15 protein-coding genes are annotated in these 14817 nt (G+C 71.3%); 8 read left to right on the forward strand and 7 right to left on the reverse strand.

Features of this window, described 5'->3' with window-relative positions:
• Positions 1 to 413 precede the first annotated feature (413 nt).
• Positions 414 to 1349: a nitroreductase/quinone reductase family protein gene (locus ACFVJX_RS22075; RefSeq protein WP_384128611.1), complete on the forward strand. Its 936-nt coding sequence runs from the start codon at positions 414 to 416 to the stop codon at positions 1347 to 1349.
• Here the strand turns inward: ACFVJX_RS22075 and ACFVJX_RS22080 are convergent.
• Positions 1273 to 1917 carry a TetR/AcrR family transcriptional regulator gene (locus ACFVJX_RS22080; RefSeq protein WP_384128609.1) on the reverse strand — a complete coding sequence of 215 codons (645 nt, stop codon included), beginning with the start codon at positions 1915 to 1917 and terminating at the stop codon, positions 1273 to 1275. The genes ACFVJX_RS22075 and ACFVJX_RS22080 overlap by 77 nt on opposite strands.
• Positions 1918 to 2045: 128 nt before the next feature.
• Between ACFVJX_RS22080 and ACFVJX_RS22085 the strand changes: the two genes are divergently transcribed.
• Positions 2046 to 3080, forward strand: coding sequence for a hypothetical protein (locus ACFVJX_RS22085; protein WP_384128606.1), 1035 nt, complete (start codon positions 2046 to 2048; stop codon positions 3078 to 3080).
• 12 nt (positions 3081 to 3092) lie between these two features.
• Here ACFVJX_RS22085 and ACFVJX_RS22090 read toward each other — a convergent pair whose 3' ends face one another.
• On the reverse strand, positions 3093 to 4007 hold the full coding sequence (locus tag ACFVJX_RS22090) for a helix-turn-helix domain-containing protein (protein ID WP_384128604.1): 915 nt from the start codon (positions 4005 to 4007) through the stop codon (positions 3093 to 3095).
• Between the two features lie 152 nt (positions 4008 to 4159).
• On the opposite strand from ACFVJX_RS22090, the gene ACFVJX_RS22095 reads away from it, so the two are divergent.
• Complete coding sequence (locus ACFVJX_RS22095) at positions 4160 to 5122, forward strand: SMP-30/gluconolactonase/LRE family protein (protein WP_384128601.1); 963 nt, start codon at positions 4160 to 4162, stop codon at positions 5120 to 5122.
• 68 nt (positions 5123 to 5190) lie between these two features.
• The gene (locus tag ACFVJX_RS22100) at positions 5191 to 5916 is read left to right on the forward strand and encodes a tyrosine-protein phosphatase (RefSeq protein WP_384128599.1); all 726 of its coding nucleotides are present in this window, start codon (positions 5191 to 5193) and stop codon (positions 5914 to 5916) included.
• 22 nt (positions 5917 to 5938) lie between these two features.
• Here ACFVJX_RS22100 and ACFVJX_RS22105 read toward each other — a convergent pair whose 3' ends face one another.
• Positions 5939 to 6427 (reverse strand): DUF2867 domain-containing protein, encoded by a 489-nt coding sequence (locus tag ACFVJX_RS22105; RefSeq protein WP_384128597.1) that lies wholly within the window; start codon positions 6425 to 6427, stop codon positions 5939 to 5941.
• Between the two features lie 325 nt (positions 6428 to 6752).
• On the opposite strand from ACFVJX_RS22105, the gene ACFVJX_RS22110 reads away from it, so the two are divergent.
• Entirely contained in the window at positions 6753 to 7652 is a 900-nt protein-coding gene (locus tag ACFVJX_RS22110; RefSeq protein ID WP_384128595.1) for a YihY/virulence factor BrkB family protein, read from the forward strand.
• Positions 7653 to 7769: 117 nt separating this feature from the next.
• Here the strand turns inward: ACFVJX_RS22110 and ACFVJX_RS22115 are convergent, their stop codons facing one another.
• Both ACFVJX_RS22115 and ACFVJX_RS22120 read right to left on the reverse strand, forming a co-directional pair.
• Entirely contained in the window at positions 7770 to 8273 is a 504-nt protein-coding gene (locus ACFVJX_RS22115; protein WP_384128593.1) for a DinB family protein, read from the reverse strand.
• Between the two features lie 73 nt (positions 8274 to 8346).
• Positions 8347 to 8982, reverse strand: coding sequence for a GNAT family N-acetyltransferase (locus ACFVJX_RS22120; protein WP_384128736.1), 636 nt, complete (start codon positions 8980 to 8982; stop codon positions 8347 to 8349).
• A gap of 202 nt (positions 8983 to 9184) precedes the next feature.
• Here ACFVJX_RS22120 and ACFVJX_RS22125 point away from each other — a divergent pair, with 202 nt between their 5' ends.
• From ACFVJX_RS22125 to ACFVJX_RS22135, 3 genes are all read left to right on the forward strand, one after another.
• The gene (locus ACFVJX_RS22125) at positions 9185 to 9778 is read left to right on the forward strand and encodes a hypothetical protein (RefSeq protein ID WP_384128591.1); all 594 of its coding nucleotides are present in this window, start codon (positions 9185 to 9187) and stop codon (positions 9776 to 9778) included.
• Positions 9779 to 9882: 104 nt separating this feature from the next.
• Positions 9883 to 12387, forward strand: a complete 2505-nt coding sequence (locus tag ACFVJX_RS22130; protein WP_384128589.1) for a Tox-REase-5 domain-containing protein — start codon at positions 9883 to 9885, stop codon at positions 12385 to 12387.
• Between the two features lie 33 nt (positions 12388 to 12420).
• Positions 12421 to 13152 (forward strand): Imm52 family immunity protein, encoded by a 732-nt coding sequence (locus tag ACFVJX_RS22135; protein ID WP_384128587.1) that lies wholly within the window; start codon positions 12421 to 12423, stop codon positions 13150 to 13152.
• A gap of 70 nt (positions 13153 to 13222) precedes the next feature.
• Here the strand turns inward: ACFVJX_RS22135 and ACFVJX_RS22140 are convergent, their stop codons facing one another.
• Together ACFVJX_RS22140 and ACFVJX_RS22145 are read right to left on the reverse strand one after the other, a co-directional pair.
• Entirely contained in the window at positions 13223 to 13672 is a 450-nt protein-coding gene (locus tag ACFVJX_RS22140; RefSeq protein ID WP_384128585.1) for a DUF3592 domain-containing protein, read from the reverse strand.
• A gap of 69 nt (positions 13673 to 13741) precedes the next feature.
• Positions 13742 to 14467 (reverse strand): hypothetical protein, encoded by a 726-nt coding sequence (locus ACFVJX_RS22145; RefSeq protein WP_384128583.1) that lies wholly within the window; start codon positions 14465 to 14467, stop codon positions 13742 to 13744.
• Between the last annotated feature and the right edge of the window lie 350 nt (positions 14468 to 14817).

Below are 14817 nucleotides of genomic sequence, written 5' to 3' on the forward strand. Positions count from 1 at the left end.
GACTCCCCCCCCCCGTTGGGGGGGCGAACCGTCCGCCGGGCGTCGGGCGTTGACAGGGCGTCGCGGGGTGCGTGTAATTGCACCGGTGCCACGTGACGCCGGTCAAAGAGCAGTGGGCTGACCGGTGATCGGGTGAGCACCCTTCACTGAGGGGTCCGTCATGAGTTCATACTCCGCGCCCTGCATCTGACGTAACGCAGCCGCCCGTCGGCCAGCCGTCCTCGCCGCCCTACCCCGCCCCGCTCCGTCCGGGAGTGGAGGTTTCACGGCCGCGGCCGCGGCCGAGCGGTCGCGCTCGCGTTCGCCTCTCGTCCCGCGTACGTACGTGGACACGTGCCGTACGCGCGTGCCTCATCACACGCCAAGTCCGCCGTGCTGCGGGCTCATTCACGCTTCCGGAGATTCGCATCCGTATGCCCACATCTTTCGACCAGTCCGTCATCGAGGAGTTCCGCGCCAACGAGGGAAGGGTCGGTGGCCCCTTCGAGGGCGCGGACCTCCTCCTGCTGACGACCACTGGTGCCCGGTCCGGGGCCGAGCGGACCACACCTCTCGGGTACGTCCGGCACGGCGAGCTGCTCCTGCTCGTCGGCTCCAATCTGGGCACGCCGCATCACCCCGCCTGGTACCACAACCTGCTGGCCCACCCCGTGGTGCGGGTGGAGGTCGGAACCCGTACCTTTCAGGCCCTCGCCGTTCCCGCCGAGGGGGAGCGGCGGGACGAACTCTTCGCGCACGTGGTGCGGTCGGCGCCCGGCTACGGCGACTACCAGGCCCGGACCGACCGGGTCCTCCCGATCGTCGTGCTGGAACGCGCCGAGCCCGACGGATGGGTCGGCCCGGGTGAGGTGCGCACTCTCGCGGACAAGCTCATGGAGGTGCACACGTGGCTGCGGGACCAGTTGCGCCACGTGAAGGTGGAAGCGGACGCCCACTTCGCCGCCGGCGCGGCGCACCAGGGGCCGGGTGAGCCGCCGGCACCGAGCCTCGGGCTGCAGATCAGGCAGCGCTGCCTGGCGTTCTGCCAGGCCCTGGAGTTCCACCACGTCAGTGAGGACGGGCACCTGTTCCCCGGGATCGCGCACCACCATCCCGACCTGGGCGACACCTTCGACCGGCTCAGGGACGAACACCGCACCGTCGCGCGCGTCCAGAGCGCCCTCGTGGAGCTGCTGGCCGGCCTCGGGGTCGCCGAACCGAAGCGTTTCCGCGCGGAGTTGGACCGGATGTCGGACGAGTTGAACGCGCACCTCGACTACGAGGAGTCGGAGCTCATTCCGCTCCTGGCCGATGTTCCGTGGCCGCCCGGCCCCGCCGCCGTACCAGCGGCAGGTACACCTCGTCGATGATCTCGACCAGGACGTCGTCCGGTGCGGTGGGGACCCCGCGTACGACGAATTCGTTGCGCAGCAGGACCATGGCCACGGTGGCGACCCTGGGGTGAAGCGCCTCCGGGGAGGCCTCGCCGCGGGCGACCGCGCGGCCGATGACGGTCAGCCACGGGGCGGCCGCGGCGTCGCCGGACTGGTCCTGGAGCTGTGCCAGGAGTTCGGCGGCGCCGCCCGCCGCTGAGAGCAGCTCCCGCAGGATCGCGCCGAACGGGGAGCTCCAGTTGCGGTTCGCCCGGCGCAGCAGTTCGAGGGCGTCGCCGCGCAGCGTGCCGGTGTCCGGGGGCTGGACCGCCCTGGCCAGTTGCCGGTAGGCGGCGATGCCGAGGGCGAGGCGGTTCGGCCAGCGGCGGTAGATGGCGTTCTTGTTGGTGCCCGCGCGGGCGGCGACCTTGTCCATGGTCAGGGCGGCATATCCGGACTCGGTGAGCTCGGCCACGGCGGCGCCGAGGATCGCCTCCTCCAGGACGGCCCCGCGTCGCCGTGTCTGCTGCCCGGCGCCCGGCTGACCCGTCGCGTCGTCTGCCATGGCGCCTCCTGCTAGCGGTACCGCTCGTACCTTGCCATTCTGCGGACCGTTCCCGGCAGGCGGCAAATAGGGTACGGTCGGTACCGTAAGTGATGGTGTGAGAGCCAGGTCGGGAGAGGGTGCGGGATATGCGGGCCAGGGGAATCAGTTACGACACCGGGTTCGTCCGCGGCGGGGCGACGTCCCGCAAGTCCTTCGATCCGGCGCAGGTCCGGCACGAGCTGCGCGTCATCCGTGACGACCTGCACTGCAACGCGGTCCGTGTCATGGGCGGCGATCCGGACCGGGTGGAGCTCGCGGCGGCGTATGCGGCGGACCTCGGCCTCGAGGTGTGGTTCTCGCCCTACCCCCTGGAGCTGAGCACCGACGCGATGCTGTCGCTGTTCGCCGACTGCGCCGATCGCGCCGAGCGGATCCGGCTCCGAGGGGCCGAGGTCGTGTTCGTCACCGGCGCCGAACTGAGCCTGATGGACAGGGGATTCCTGCCGGGCGACAGCACGGAGGAACGGGTCGCGTCACTCCGCGGGCCCGACTTCCCGTTCGGTGAGGTGAGCGCGCGCGTCAACGACTTCCTCGGCGAGGCGGTGGCGCTCGTGCGCGAGCGCTTCGGCGGCAGGGTGACCTACGCGGCCGTGCCGTTGGAGCGCGTCGACTGGGCCCCCTTCGACATCGTGTCCCTGGACCTCTACCGCTCGGCCGCGGTCGCCGACCGGTTCGCCGACGGCATCCGCGACCTCGGCGCTCTCGCCCGGGGGAAGCCGGTCGCGATCACGGAGTTCGGTTCGGCCGGATACCTGGGCGCGGGGGGCCGGGGCGCGGAGGGCCTGGACATCGTCGAGTACGGCAAGGACGCCGGGCCCGTACGCCTGAACGGCAGGTACGCCCGCGACGAGGCCGGTCAGGCCACGTACCTCCGTGAACTGCTGGAGGCCTTCGAGGCCGGGGGTGTCGACAGCGCCTTCGTGTTCACCTTCGCCCTGTACGACCATGTGCACCGGCCCGACGGCGATCCCCGGGACGACCTGGACCTGGCGAGCTACGGCATCGTCAAGGTCTACGAGGACGGCTGCGCGGACCGCGTGGGGGCGGTCTATCCGGGACTGCCGTGGGAGCCGAAGGCCGCGTTCACCGCCGTCGCCGACCACTACCGCGCGCCGCGATGAGCCGGTCCGCGCTCACCTCCCCCGTGTGACGGCCGCCCGCCGCACCGGCGCTGCGACGGTCCCGGGCTCCGCCCCGGCCGCGGTGACCTGGGCGAGGAGCCCGAGAGCGGCCCGGGAGGCCGAGCCGGGAGTGGCGGTCACCATGACCAGGGACTGCTCCGGTCCGGACGGGACGGTCAGCGTCTGCTGCCTGACCGTCAGGGACCCGACGAGCGGATGCCGCAGCTCGTACTCGGCCGAATCGCACGCACGCACCCGGTGATCGGCCCACATGCGCGCGAACTCGGGGCTCCTGGTCGTCAGTTCACCGATGAGCGACGTCAGGCGGGCATCTTGCGGATGTCTCCCCGCGACCAGCCGCAGATTGCCGACCACGGCCCGGGCCTTCGCCGTCCAGTCCACGTAGAGCTCACGGATGTGGGCGTCCAGGAAGACCAGCCGGGCCATGTTCGGACGGTCCGCCGGGCGATCCGGACCTGCCGGGTCCACATGCCCGGCCAGCAGCGCGTGTCCCGTCGTGTTCCAGGCCAGTACGTCGCTGCGCCGACCGGTCACCACGACGGGGACCTCGTCCAGCGACCGCACCAGGTCGCGCACGGCCGGGGAGAGCCGCTCGGGAGGCGGGCGGCGGACCGTGCCACGGTGGCGGCAGGCGGTGGCGAGGTCGCGCAGGTGCAGCCGTTCCGTCTCCTCCAGACACAGCGCCCGGGCGATCGCGTCCAGCACCTCCACGGACGCGTGACAGGAGGCGCCCTGCTCCAGGCGCGTGTAGTAGGAGGAGCTGACGCCCGCGAGCAGGGCCAGTTCCTCACGCCGTAGCCCCGGGACCCGCCGACGGTCCCCGTAGTCCGGCAGCCCGACGTCCTGGGGCTGCAACTGGGCCCGCCGCGCCTGGAGGAAGGCGCCGAGCTGTCCGTGTGCGTCCATGACCCCGAGTATCCGGCGTCCGGACTTACGGAGCCTGCCCCTGGCAGGGATAGGCAGAGCCGGGGCTGGTTGCCGACCGGCGGCCGGACGCACAGTGGCCCGGCGCCGCTCGGTCGCGCACCCCACAGCCCTCATCGACGCAAGGACGCAACATGTCATCGAAGTTCGCAAGGAACATGCTGGTAGCCGCCATCGCGACCGCCTCGCTCGCGATCGGAGCACCCGGTCCGGCAACGGCCGCCACGGCGCCGCTGTCCCACGCCCGGATCACCCAGCACTTCGACCTGGACGGCGGTGAGATGCCGGAGAACATCGTCCTGGAGCCCAACGGCAGCATCGACCTGACCCTCTCCGCCGCACGGCAGATCGCCCGGATCGAGGGCAACGGGAAGGTCCGGGTGCTCGCGACCCTGCCGGCACCGGCCGACGACGGCGTCAACACCCCGGTGCTCGGCTTCCCCCTGGTCACCGGCCTGGTCCGGGATGCGCACGGCACGCTGTACTTCCTGTACGCAACCGGCACCGCCGACCTCACCGGCGTCTGGCGGCTCACCCCCGGCGGCACCCCGGAACGGATCGCCGCACTGCCGGCCGACGGGCTGCCGAACGGCCTCGCGCTGGACTCCGGCCTGCTCTACATCACCGACTCCGTCCACGGCGTCATCCGGCGCGTGCCGGCCCGAGGCGGCCGGGCGACCCTCTGGGCGGACGGGCCGGAGCTGGCCTCGACCGGGTTCCTCGGCGCCAACGGCCTCAAGGTGCACAACGGTTCGGTCTGGGCGTCCAACCTGGACAAGGGCACCGTGGTCCGCTACCCCGTGCGGAGGGACGGCTCGGCCGGTCGCGCCGAGGTCGTGGCCGAACAGCTCGCCGGAATCGACGACTTCACCTTCACCGGCCGCGGCGACCGGATCCTCGCAGCCCTCAACCAGTCGGACGAGGTCGCCCTGATCGAGCCCGACGGCACCCACACCATCGTGCTCGGCGCCCGGGACGGACTGCAGAACCCCACGGCCGTCGCCGTGCGCGGCGACACGGTGTACGTGCCGTCGGCCGCCTACGTCACACAGCGGGACCCGAACCTGCTCACCGCCCGCATCCAGGAACGGTGCTGAGGACCGGCCTCACCGGCCGGTGTCGTGCGCCCGCCAGGTATCACGGGGCAGCCCCCTAGTGTGTCGGCGTGAATCGACACATGGAATTCGAGCGCCTGCACAACTTCCGCGACCTGGGCGGCTATCGCACCCGGGACGGCCGCACCCTGCGCTGGGAGCGGCTGTACCGGTCGGACTCGCTGGCCAAGCTCCAGGGAGCCGACCTGGAGCGCTTCCGCGCCCTGGGGATACGTACCGTGATCGATCTCCGCTACCCGTGGGAGATCGAGGCCAAGGGCCGTGTGCCCGCCTCCGACGGGCTCGTGTACGTCAATCTCAGCGTGGAGCACCGCCCCTACGACCAGGCGGAGATCGACCCCGCCCTCGATCCGTGGCGCTTCCTCGCCGACCGGTACGCGGAGGTGGCCCTCGACGGTGCGGTGGAGCTGAGGCAGGCGCTGGAGACCATCGCCTCCGAGGACGCCCCGCAGGTCTTCCACTGCGCCTCGGGCAAGGACCGCACCGGCCTGCTCGCCGGCCTGGTGCTCGTGCTCCTGGGCGTCGATGAGGACGTCGTAGCCGAGGACTTCGCACTCACCGAACTGGCCACCGAGCGCCTGCTCGCGGACTGGCGGGCGGCCAACCCGGACCGGACCATGAAGTGGCCCGGCTACGGGCGGGCGCCGCAGGAGGTCATGCGGCTGTTCCTCGCCGACCTGAACGCCGAATACGGCTCGGTGCACGCGTACGCGACCGGGCACCTCGGGATCGACGAAGGGCTGATCGCCCGGCTGCGGGAACGGCTCCTGGAATGACGTTCCCGGCCTCCCCGCCGCCTCAGCCCGGCCCGGAGGGGTGCGGACGACGGTTCGCCCGGGCGAGGAGGTACGGGATCGCCAGGTGGTGTACGGGGGCGATCGCCGCCCACACCGGCCGCGCGATGCGGCTTTCGTAGCGTACGAAGGTGGACCAGACGACGCCCGTGGCGCTCACGGTCACGACGTTCCGTGCGGTGATCAGGCCGGAGCGCGCTTCGAGAGCGACGGCGTCGGGTCCGGTCTCGGCGACGGGCCAGCCCAGCACATGGCCCGGCGACGGGCGCGGACCCAGCCGCAGGCCGAGCGCGAAGCGCCAGCCCAGCACCAGCATGCCGCGCAGCGGCGCCGGCGCACCCTCGAACGCGGCGCGTGCCCACTGCTCAGGGGTACGGGCACGGGCCTGGGCCGACGGAAGCTCGAAGGCCGAGGCGTAGGCGGCCCCGCCCCCGGCCCCGACGGTCAGGGCCGTCTGCGGTACTTCGACACGGCGTACCCGCGCGCTGGTCATCGGAGCGGCTCCTTCGAAGGGGACGTGCAGGACGGACGGGACGGAGGGGACTGACAGGGGCGACAGGGCGGAGGCGACGGGGCGACGGGGGCGCTTGCGGTAGGTGCGGGATGTCGACGTTATCCGGCTGCCCGACCGTCCACGGGCAGACCGGCGGGATGAACCTGAGTACCGGCGGCGAACCGGAGCAGAAGAGGATAGGCGGTACGCGGCGTCTCCCGCGTCCCCCTGTGTCCATGCAGCGGGAGGCGCCCGACCGCGCCGACCTGCTCGCTCGGCCCGCCGACTCGAACATCCGCCCACCTACGTCCCCGGAGCCTCAACCGTGTTCAGCAAGATCAGCGATACCGTCACCGGGGCGCGGCCCCGGCCCGCCGGGCTGCCCCGGCCCGCGCGGCGATGGCCCGTCGCACTGCGGCGGACGCCCGTCTCCTTGTGGAACGACGACATCTCGGACTGGGCGGCGGCCCTGACGTACTACGCCATCCTCGCGCTGCTCCCGGCGCTCCTGGTGACGGTGTCCGTCATCGGGCTGGCCAATCCCCGGGCCACGAACGCACTGATCGCCGACATCACCGCCTTCGCCCCGGCGGAGTCCGGCGCCGCCCTGCGCCAGCCGCTGGAGGCCGCCACGCAGCAGCGGACCGCGGTCTGGCTGCTGGTCGCGACCGGCACCGTCAGCGCGGTCTGGTCCGCGTCCAGCTATCTGGCCGTGTTCCGGCGGGCGCTGCACGCGATGCACGGGGTGCACGACACCCGCCCCGCCCTCCGCAAGGCGCACATCATCGTGGCGACCGCGATCGGGCTGCTGCTGCTCCTGATGACGAGTGCCTTCGCCCTCGTGCTCTCCGGCCCGCTGGCCCGCTGGCTGGGGCATCGGGTGGGCCTGGCACATCTGGGCGACGCGGTGTGGGAGGTACTGAAATGGCCCGTGCTGCTCTGTCTGGTCGCCTGCCTGATCATGGTCCTCTTCAGGACCGGGCCGGTCTCGGCGCGCGGCTCCCGGCAGTCGCTGCCCGGCGGGGTCCTGGCGGCGCTCCTGTGGCTGGTCGCCTCGGCGGGATTCGCCGTGTACGCGACGTACATCAGCTCCTACAGCCGGCTGTACGGGTCCCTGGCCGGGCTGGTGGTCTTCCTGATCTGGGTGTGGTTCACCAACCTGGCGCTGCTGACGGGCGCGCAGTTCAACGTGGAACTGGCGCGGGCACGGAGCGGCGGTTCCTGAAGCGCGCCGCACACCGTGATGGCCGGGCGGCCGACGCCGGCCCGGGCCCCCGCATCGGGGAGAGGCCGGGCGGGGCCGGGTCCGCGACCTGCTCCGCACCGGCGCGCCCGACGGCGTTCAGGATCCCGTGCTGCCGTCGACGATCTCCCGGATGATGTCGATGTGGCCGTTGTGCCGGGAGATCTCCTCGATGAGGTGGAGCACGATCCAGCGCAGATCGGGGTGCCGGCCCTCGATGCGCGGAAGCTCGGCCGTGGCGTCCAGGTCATGGGCGGCGACGAGCTCCCGGTAGCGGGCGGACTGCTGCTCGTACTCCGTCAGCACGTCGGCGAGCGGCATGTCGACGGCGATGCGCATCTCGCGGTCGGGGTCCTCATCGGTCCAGGGGCCTTCGTCCTCGCCGCCGAGGAACACCACCTCGAACCAGTAGTACTCGACCCAGCGGAGATGGTTGACCAGCCCCGCGATCGTCATCAGGGGCGAACCGGGCAGCGGGGCCCTGCGCGCGTCCTCCTGCGCGAGGCCGTCGCACTTGGCCAGCGCGGTCGCGCGGGAGTAGTCGAGGAAGGTGGTCAGCTGGGTGCGCTCGTCCCAGGCGGGAGGCGAATCGGTGCGTGTCATCGCCGTACACCATCGCGGTCGGTGTGCCGTCTGTCCATCGCTTAACCGTGCCGGGGACGCCTTCGACTGAAGGTCACAGGGGCGGTTGCCGGCGGCGTGGCGCGGGGTGGTCCGGTCCGAGGAAGGCCACGAGGTCGGAGCCCTCCACCGGGGCGAAGGCCGGGCGCCAGCCGAGCCGCCGGTACAGGCGCAGTGCCGGCTCGGCACGTGCAGAGGTGAGCAGCCAGCAGCGGCCCTCGGGTGCGGCGGCGGTGACGGACTCCAGCAGGGCCGCGGCGAGACCGGCCCCCCTGGCCCGAGGCCCGAGGGCCAGCTCGTCCACTTCGATCGCGCCGACGAGCCAGTCGGCCGTCCGCGCGGGCCCCAGCGCCGCGCTGACGCGCGAGTAGCCGCGTGAGGCGGGGAACGGGTCGGGAGTGGTCCAGGCCGTGGCGAACCCCACGACCGATTCGGCATCGGCGGGTGTGTCACGTGCGTCGCGTGCAGCATGTGCATCACACACGTCACGCACGTCATGTGCGTCACGGCTCAGGACGACCGCGGCGACGAAGCCGGGGCGCTTCGCGTCCTCCGCCAGCCGCTCCGCATAGCCGTCGGCCATGGCCGGGTCCTCGTGCCACGGAGGCCCGGCGAAGGCCTCGGCGTACGTCCGTCGTATCCCGTCGGAGTATGCCAACACCTGCTCGCCGCGCACTGGTTGGACCCACATGGTCACGGATCGGCTCCGCTCTCTCCGTCGCTGCTGGGGCTGATGTGGCTGCGAAGGAGTCTAGGCGGCGATCCGCCACCACCAGCGCGGTCGTCTTGGGGTCCACCCGTGGGTCCGTGGGCCCACGCCCCGGACGGCGTCGCTCATTACGCTCGTGATTGGCCAACTCGGAGCCTTCCGGCAGCCTGTGGGGTGCGGTGTCATGAGTGACGGATTCTTCTACTCCTACCATCTGGGCTGGAACCGCCCCGACGCCGAGTCGCTGCTCGGTGACCTGGAGGCGGCGGGGGTGCGGCCGGCCCACCCGGTCACCCGGCGCATCACACTCATCAGCCCGGGGGCCGAACCACCCGGAACCCAGTCATGGGTGACACGGGACCAACTGGTGCTCCTGGCAGGGCTGCAGAGACTCGACCAGGTCGACTTCCTGCTCTGGATGGGCAGCGGGGCCGAGATCCCCACCCGGATCCGGCGGACGGACGACGGCACGGTCGTGCTGCAGTTCGCCCTCGGCAGGCTGAGCCGGGAGGAACAGGAGACCGTCGTCCGCGCGATCCGGGAGGCGATAGGCAGGGCCTCGGTCCTCTGCATCGGCTTCGTCCTCGACCGTGAGGGCGCCTCGGCGGGCACCGACTGGCGGGGCTTCATCGTCAACGGGGATGTCTACTTCGACTGTTGGCCGGACACGCTGGCCGTGCGCCCCGAAGTAGCGTCTATGCAACCGCAGTTGTCGGGTGTCAGCTCGTTCGAACAGTCGCCATGGGTCGTCTACGGCAGTGAAGTCGCCCACAGGTAGCGGAATTGGGACGTGTGCGGGACATTCTGCCGAGACTAATCGGGTCGGCCGGCGGCAGAATGATGCCGAAGTGATTCGGCGTGGCGATGGGTGGGGGACCGATCGTGTCTGGCATAGGTGGAATCGCGTTTCCGTGGGGCACCGTACTTCCGAACTCGGGGCGCCAGCCGCTCCCCGGGCCGCTGCGGGCGGTTCTGCTGCTCAGCAGGGCCCTGTTCGTATTCGCGGTTGTGGGCGGCATCGGTGTGCTGACCGTGGCGTCGTCGGTGAACGAGGTCGACGGCGAACTGTTCGGGCTGTTGCTGTACGCGGCCCTGCCGGGCGTGGTCGGGTTCGTGCTCTCGCTGTACGTGCGGACCGGCGGCATCTGGGTCTGGCGCGGCCTCCTGGCCGTGTACCTGTGGCTGACCCTCGGCGGGCTCGCGACCCTCGGCGCGGGAGGCGGCGGACGCGGCGTCACACAGCTGGTGATCCCGCTCGCCGTCGTCGTGCTGCTGTTCCGGGCGAGTTCCCGCGACTGGTTCGAACTCCCTCCTGAACACCGCTTGGCACCACGTCCGTTCAGCATCGCGCGCATGATCAGGTGGCGCCGCGACGGAGGCCAGACGGCCCTGGAGTACCTGGGCCTGGTCCTCGTGGTCGTGGCCCTCATCGGCGGGCTGGTGGCGACCGGTATCGGAGCCGGGATCACCGGCGGCATCCAGAGCGCGATCTGCTCGCTCACCGGCAGCGCCTGCCCGGCACCCGGCTCCGAGGTGGTGGCCGGTGACGAACCGGCTTCCAGCGGCGGATCGGACACGGGCGGATCCGTCGCGGCGGGCGGTACCGAATCCGCCGGGGGGTCGGACGGCAGCACGGGCGCCGGCGGCGCCACCGCGTCCGGTGCGGGTGGCTCGGGCGGCTCCACCGGATCCGGCTCGGACGGTGCCACCGGATCCGGTGCGGATGGTGCTGCGGACGGTTCCACCGCATCCGGCGCGGGCGGCACCGCCGCTGGTGGTTCCGGCACCGCTGACGGCGGCGCGGACGGCTCCGGCTCCGGCAGCGGCTCAGGCGGCGGCAGCTCCGGCAGCGGCAGCGGCAGCGGCGGCACCGATACGGCTGTCCAGGACGGCGACGGCGACGGTGAAGTCGACGACGGTGGCGACTACGACCCCACCCAGGGGCCGGATGCCGATTACGGCGACTACGACGGCACCCAGGACAAGAAGAAGGACGGCGAGAGCTGCACCTCCGGCGTCGGCGCGTTCTTCTCCTGCGCCGCGCACCAGACCGGCGGCTTCTTCAAGGGGGTGGGCGCGGACGGTTTCTGGGGTGATGTCACCGGAACCGTCGACACGGTCTTCCACCCCGTCAAGGCGTGGAACGGCATCAAGGACTACGGCAAGAGCCTCGGCGACCAGTGGACCAAGGACTCGAAGGGCGCAGGCGACAAGTGGTCCAAGGGCGACTACTTGGGTGCCGCGTGGGACTGGACCAAGGCGTCGGGCTCCACCGGGCTCAAGGTCGCGGACGACATGTTCATCGGCGACGAGGTCCGGGACATGTGGAAGGAGGGCAACGAGGGCCAGGCGATCGGCACGGGCCTCTGGAACATCGGCTCTCTGTTCATCCCCGGTTACGGCGAAGCCAAGCTGATCGGCAAGTTCGGAAAGCTGGGCAAGCTCGGGAAACTCGGCAAGCTCGGCGAAGTGGCCCAGAAGGCGTCGGAAGCCGCCGCGAAGGCCAAGAAGCTGGCCAAGGCTGGAGATGTCGAAGGCGCGGAGAAGGCAGCCAAGGAGGCGCGCGAGCACGCCGACGAGGCCGGGAAGAAGGTCAAGGAGAAGGGCTGCCCCGTCGGAGCCGGACCCTTCGGGCCCGCCCGGCCGGGTACCGCCACGATCACCGCGGCCTCCCTGAACACCGCGACCGCTCCCGGCACGCCCGGTGCCGTCCACGTCACGTCCGCGACGGCCACGCTCACGGCCGTACGGTCGCCGCGGACCCAGCTGCCGGTGGCGTTCCGTGCCGAGGGCGACTGCGAGGCGACACCCGAGGAGGTCGAAGCCGCCAAGAAGGCGGACAAGGACGCGGAGGACGCCGAGAAGGCGGCCAAGCAGGCCAAGCGCGAGGCGGAGAAGAAGCGTCTGACGAAGATGGAGAAGCCGTCCTGGTACGACCGTCTCAAGAACCCGCGCGCGGGCACGAAGGATCTCGGCGACGGCAAATGGAAGAAGAAGAACCCTGACACGTACGCCTATCCGCAGGAGATGGGCGCCCGGTACCAGGAGCAGATATCCGGTGTGAAGCGCGGTAAGGAGTACGAGGTCCCGCTCAACGAACTGGATGGCAAGCCCGTCGAGTTCGACGGCTGGGACTCCGCGAAGCAGACCTTCATCGAGACGAAGTGGGGCTACCGGGGCCCCCGCTTCTACAACGAGGCGACGGGCGAGCTCACCTCACTGGCCACGAACCGCTGGGTGAAGCAGGCGACCCGGCAGCTCGACGCGGCCCGGGGCAAGCCGCTGGTCTGGCATTTCGCTGATCCTGATGTGGCCAGGGCAGCCCAGGACATGTTCGACAGCAGGGGCCTCGACATTAGTGTGGTGCACACGCCGGTGGCGCCCTGAGCCAGGCGCCCGAACCGCTGAGAGGAGACCAAGGTGCTGAGCGTTACGGTCCACGCGTTGTGGGGGGTTCGGGAGGAGAGTCCCGCGCAGCTCGCCACGCGCTGGGTGCGGTTCCTGCGAAGTCTGGCAGAGATGGACGAGCTGGGCCCCGCAGCGTGGCGTGCGGCGGAGTCGGAGGGCGATATGACAGCGCCTCCGGTCGAGCTCGAGGTGGCCGCTGTGGCGGAGTACCTGGAGCTCACGAATCCGGAACCCGACGCGCCCTACATCGGATACACCTCGTCGCTCTGGGCGGGACAGCTCGAAACGGTGAACGCGGTCGTCGGGATCAACGCGGGTGGCTCGGCGAACCGGGTGTCCGACTCATGCGTGGTGAAACTCAGGTCCACCGGTTCGGCTGACTCCGCCGAGCTGCTGCGCCGCTCGGCGGACGTCTTGGTGGCGCTCGCCGAATGCTGGGACGCCGACTGGGGAGAGGCCTACGTCCCGGACGAGTACCGGGCGGTGAAGGCGGAGTTCGGGCTGAGGGCGAGCACGCCCCGCGGGGGCCGGTCCGTCTACCTCTCGCCCGGCAGGGCGGCTCGCGCACCCGAAGGGCTGCCGGGGACGTACGTACGCACAGACGCCGGCGGCCTGGTCATCGACCTCACCCGGGGCGGTACGCAGACGCCCGCCGTCGAGACGGTCGTCGAGGCCAACAGGCAGTTGTTCGCCGCCGGTGCGCTGGAGCCGCTGGCCGTGCCCTTCGACCGCGACAGGTTCTGACGCGCCACAGGTTCTGACGAGGGGCGCGGGACGCACGCCGCGCGGACCGGCCCCCGCTCAGCCGCCCCGCTCAGACCCACCCCCGCATCGCCAGGAACCCGAGCACCAGCCCCACAGCGAACGCTCCCAGCACCACCGCGAACACCGCGGGCATCACCACCGGGCCCCAGGCCCCGCGCCCGGCCACCGTGGCGCGTTTCGCGGGGGCCGCCGGGTCGTAGGAAACCCGTACCGGATCACCTACCCGGAAGCCGAACGGGCCAGGGGAGTGATCGGTGAACTCGACCTCGCGGCCGTCGCGGGTGCGGAACGTGAAGACGTACTCGGGTGCGTAACCGCGCTGCATACCCGGCCCCCGGTCCACCGTGCGCCGGTCCGCGCAGCGCCCCTCGGCGTGTTCGCCGTGCCGGACCAGGTGCAGCACCCGGTTCAGTCGCAGCGCGGACCGTACGGCGAAAGCTCCGAGGAAGAGGCCGAACAGCAGCAGGAAGGTCGCCGTTCCGCCGGGCAGAACCTGCATGCACACACGCTCCGAGATCTGCTCGACAACAGGGCCCCGCCGGCGGCCTCACAGCTCGGGCCGGCGACGCTACTTCACCGTGGCGATCCGGACGGAGAACGGGACCTCTTTCGAGTGGACGCCCGCCACGACGACGCCCGTCGTCCCGGTGCCCTTCACAGATGTCCGCTCCGACGCGTGCGCGATGCTGCCGCCGACGCCGGCCATGGTCATGCCGCCGGCCATCGTCACGACGAGCACGATCACTCCGAGGTACTCCATCGCCGTGGCACCCCCGTCGCGCCAGTTGTACGAGCCAGGGGCGGGGGACTGCACACCGTCGTCCTCCATCAGCCGGTCGACGGCCAGCCCCACGGCCACGCCGGTCACCAGCGCCACGACCGGCATCAGCACATCCTCGGTCCCCACGACGTCCCACGACACGGCGTACCCGTAGCCGAGTGCCACCACCGGGACGGTGAGCGTGGCGAGCGCGTACAGCGGGCGGGACGAGCGCTGCTCGTCGGGCAGCACACGGGCAGCGGCCAGGACCGCGACCACGGTGGTGATGATGGCGGGCACGTGCACCAGGGCGAGGCGCCAGGTGAACACGTCGAGCCGTTCGTCGGTGGCCAGCAGTTCGACGAGTCCGCGCGTGAGGAGATACCCGGCGACGAGATGGACGAGGGCGCCGACTGCCCAGCTACGGACCAGTGGGAAGAGCGAGCCCCCACCGCCGTCGGATCTGCCGCCGGGACCGTGTCCGGGAGGTATGTGGCCCGCGTTTCCGCTTCCCCAGCCGCTGCCACCACTCACGGTTCTTCCTCTCCCACGTCCACTTGCACGGTCTGTCCCCGGCACGCTCCGACCACCGGGTATGTCGTGAGCGTACGGCGGCCCGGCCAGGGTGACCTGGGCCTTTGGCCCCAAAGTTGGGCCCAAGTGGTCAACGGGAACGCCGCGCGGCCGCGCGTGCGCCAGGGCCTCTGCTCCGACCGGACTTCTCGGTGCCCCTGTGTTTGGGTCCGGGGGCCCAAGACGCCTGTATTCCGGGGTAGTTAGCCTCGACGTATGTCACAAATGGGGGATGTGCGTCGTCGTGTTCGTCGGTGGTCCCGGAGGTCGGTGCCGCGGACGGATGTGAGGTTGCTGGGGTTGCGGGGCCG

It is taken from the genome of Streptomyces sp. NPDC127177 (genome assembly GCF_042672475.1).
GTDB lineage: Bacteria > Actinomycetota > Actinomycetes > Streptomycetales > Streptomycetaceae > Streptomyces.

Bases quoted from the DNA above. Each gene is read 5' to 3' on its own strand.
- ACFVJX_RS22095 (WP_384128601.1), top strand. From the start codon at position 4,160: ATGTCATCGAAGTTCGCAAGGAACATGCTGGTAGCCGCCATCGCGACC.
- ACFVJX_RS22125 (WP_384128591.1), top strand. From the start codon at position 9,185: ATGAGTGACGGATTCTTCTACTCCTACCATCTGGGCTGGAACCGCCCC.
- ACFVJX_RS22105 (WP_384128597.1), bottom strand. From the start codon at position 6,427: ATGACCAGCGCGCGGGTACGCCGTGTCGAAGTACCGCAGACGGCCCTG.
- ACFVJX_RS22085 (WP_384128606.1), top strand. From the start codon at position 2,046: ATGCGGGCCAGGGGAATCAGTTACGACACCGGGTTCGTCCGCGGCGGG.
- ACFVJX_RS22080 (WP_384128609.1), bottom strand. From the start codon at position 1,917: ATGGCAGACGACGCGACGGGTCAGCCGGGCGCCGGGCAGCAGACACGG.
- ACFVJX_RS22140 (WP_384128585.1), bottom strand. From the start codon at position 13,672: ATGCAGGTTCTGCCCGGCGGAACGGCGACCTTCCTGCTGCTGTTCGGC.
- ACFVJX_RS22120 (WP_384128736.1), bottom strand. From the start codon at position 8,982: ATGTGGGTCCAACCAGTGCGCGGCGAGCAGGTGTTGGCATACTCCGAC.
- ACFVJX_RS22115 (WP_384128593.1), bottom strand. From the start codon at position 8,273: ATGACACGCACCGATTCGCCTCCCGCCTGGGACGAGCGCACCCAGCTG.
- ACFVJX_RS22090 (WP_384128604.1), bottom strand. From the start codon at position 4,007: ATGGACGCACACGGACAGCTCGGCGCCTTCCTCCAGGCGCGGCGGGCC.
- ACFVJX_RS22075 (WP_384128611.1), top strand. From the start codon at position 414: ATGCCCACATCTTTCGACCAGTCCGTCATCGAGGAGTTCCGCGCCAAC.